Origin of the sequence: uncultured Mucilaginibacter sp., from assembly GCF_903913935.1 — a bacterium.
GTDB lineage: Bacteria > Bacteroidota > Bacteroidia > Sphingobacteriales > Sphingobacteriaceae > Mucilaginibacter.
In genome coordinates, this window is record NZ_CAIWNH010000225.1 from 1 (window position 1) to 2,542 (window position 2,542).

At 41.2% G+C, this 2,542-nt stretch carries 3 protein-coding genes; 2 read left to right on the top strand and 1 reads right to left on the bottom strand.

Annotated elements, in window-relative coordinates:
- Nucleotides 1-117: 117 nt before the first annotated feature.
- Nucleotides 118-435 (bottom strand): hypothetical protein, encoded by a 318-nt coding sequence (locus QZY09_RS08650; protein ID WP_295671094.1) that lies wholly within the window; start codon nt 433-435, stop codon nt 118-120.
- A 666-nt stretch (nt 436-1,101) separates the two neighbouring features.
- On the opposite strand from QZY09_RS08650, the gene QZY09_RS08655 reads away from it, so the two are divergent.
- Both QZY09_RS08655 and QZY09_RS08660 read left to right on the top strand, forming a co-directional pair.
- Nucleotides 1,102-2,223 (top strand): glycosyltransferase, encoded by a 1,122-nt coding sequence (locus tag QZY09_RS08655; RefSeq protein WP_295671097.1) that lies wholly within the window; start codon nt 1,102-1,104, stop codon nt 2,221-2,223.
- Nucleotides 2,214-2,542: sigma-70 family RNA polymerase sigma factor (locus QZY09_RS08660; protein WP_295671101.1), on the top strand; the 329-nt coding region annotated here is incomplete at its 3' end. The genes QZY09_RS08655 and QZY09_RS08660, both read left to right, overlap by 10 nt.

Here is a 2,542-nt window from a genome sequence, read left to right on the forward strand (position 1 = left end):
GTATTTTGCTGATTAATTGTGTCTTGCAATGCAATATTTGCAAAATGGGAGTTAACAAATAATATAGTCATAACTACTAAACAAGAGTTTAAAGCTAAAATGTAAACAAGCAACCATTTATTTTTTTTCATTGATTCTCTGTTTCAGATAAATTACTGTTCTCTTTAATTCATTAATATTCCGTCTGGTCGAATCGTCTTGAATAGCTCTTCTTTTGTCGATTTCGGCATTAAGCTCCTTATTGTGTTCAAGGTTCAAAGCATTTATTTCCGTGTTATGACGATAGACTTCATTTAGTCCTCCAATATAGAATCCTAAAGAGAAACTCAGTGCGACTATGGAGATCAAGAAGCTGCAAAATTTAACAAGATTACTGCCTGCAAGTAATACTTCAATGATATGTTTAGCAGAAGTAAGGCTCTCTTTTGGTGGCATTAGGATTTGTAGAAAACAAATATACCGTAAGATATTTACATTTTAAATTTATTCTACGACACATCACCCCCCAATCCACCTATCCGCCAAATCAATGCCTTGCTGCCTTTCTTCATCTGTTGCGGTACGCTCCTGGGTATCGTCAACGCTAAAGCGAGCGTTGGGGAGTTTGCTCGACCGACCCCATCGGGGTCTAATATTGGTAGAAAAAAAATAAAAAAACGAAATACCGTGCCGTAGGTACGGAACACGGCGAGATTGCGTACCGATGGCACGCTAAACATTTATTGATGGATTTTTCTACCGATATTCAGCACCTGACGGCGCTTGTTTTGACAGCGGAGAATGTTACCTTGTATACCGGCGTCTGCGTTAGCGGTGGCAGCGGATACCGGCCGCGTCGGGCCTCCTGCGCAAGCCGCGCCTAAGGCCTTTGGCGTATGAGCGAACGACGTGACCTCATTTCTACCAATTGGGGAACGCCCTTTTTCAGTTGGCAGTAGGAAGCAGGCAGTTGGCAGGCGTTTCAACTTTCCAACATTACAACTTTCCAACCTTTCAACATCTCCCCACGCCAACTTTTCAACATTACAACTTTTCAACAGGGCAACCTTCCCAAATCCCAACAAAAATTAACAACTTTGCAACCTTATTAATACCAGGGGTTTGGAAACGTATATTCAAGAAGCACTATTCATTTTATTCCAGTTAGCATTCATTGTCCAGTTATATTTTCTTGTAAATAACCAGAGCAGGCTAACCGAATATAAACCGATAGAGCAACTGCAGCCTGCGGGCATCCCCGTTTCGGTGATCATCAGCGCACGTAATGAGGCGAAGAATTTAAGCGAAAACCTGCCTGCCATATTCAACCAAAACTATCCTGATTTTGAAGTAGTAGTGGTGAATGATTGCTCGTATGATAAATCGGACCTAGTGCTGGAGGAGTTTGAAAAAAGCTACCCTCATTTAAAAGTAGTTACCATTACCGAGCACGTGCGCTTTAAAACCGGCAAAAAGTTTGCCCTTACTTTGGGCATCAAAGCGGCAAAAAACGAACACCTTTTATTTACTGATGCGGATTGTGCACCGGCGTCGGCAGATTGGATAGCCCGCATGGCAGCTAATTTTACCAACCCTGATGTGCAAATTGTGCTTGGTTATTCGCCTTATATTAAAGCTAAAGGTTTTTTAAATGCCTTTATCCGTTTCGAAACCGTAAAAACGGCTATTAATTACCTTTCGTCAGCCATTAATGGCGATGCTTACATGGGTATAGGCAGGAATTTGGCCTATACCAAGACCTTGTTTTTTGGGGCGAAAGGCTTTGCGGCGCACATGCACATCCTATCCGGCGACGACGACCTTTTTGTAAACCAAAATTCGACGCCCGATAATACGGTGATCGAGATCCATGAAGATTCCTTTGTATATACCGATGCAAAGGAAAGCTGGTCGGCCTGGTTCAGGCAGAAAAAAAGGCATTTTGGCGTGGGTAAAATTTATAAAGCCAGGCATAAACGCATGCTGAGCCTGGATGCATTAAGCGGTTTCCTGTTCTATATTTTATTAACATTATGCTTAGTTTTCAACTTTGAGCCCTTGTTAGCCGCAGGTTTGTTTATGTTTAGAATGATTTTTCAGGTTATTGTTTACAACAAACTATTTAAGCGTTTAAGTGGCAGGGATTTAATATGGTATTTGCCATTTTTAGATTTGATTTATTACCTTTACTTAAACACTTTTGGCCTTATCGGCACTTTTATAAAAACCACTAAATGGAAATAAATTCGAATTTTACAGAGAACGCTAAGAACGATTTTCACCTTGTTGTAAGAGCGCGCCAGGGCGATCAGAAAGCTTATGCCGACCTGATGCACCGTTACAAAGATTCAATTTATTTTATGGTGCTGAAGATGGTGAACAACAAGGAAGATGCGATGGACCTTACCGTTGAAACCTTTGCCAAGGCCTTCGAAAAACTCGACAAATACCAACCCGACTACGCTTTCAGTACCTGGTTATTCAGGGTAGCTACCAATAACTGTATCGATTTTATCAGGAAAAAAAAGTTGAATACCATGTCGATCCACGGTATGATGGATGA

Excerpts from the sequence above, each read along its gene's own strand:
- QZY09_RS08650 (WP_295671094.1), bottom strand. The coding sequence starts at position 435 with ATGCCACCAAAAGAGAGCCTTACTTCTGCTAAACATATCATTGAAGTA.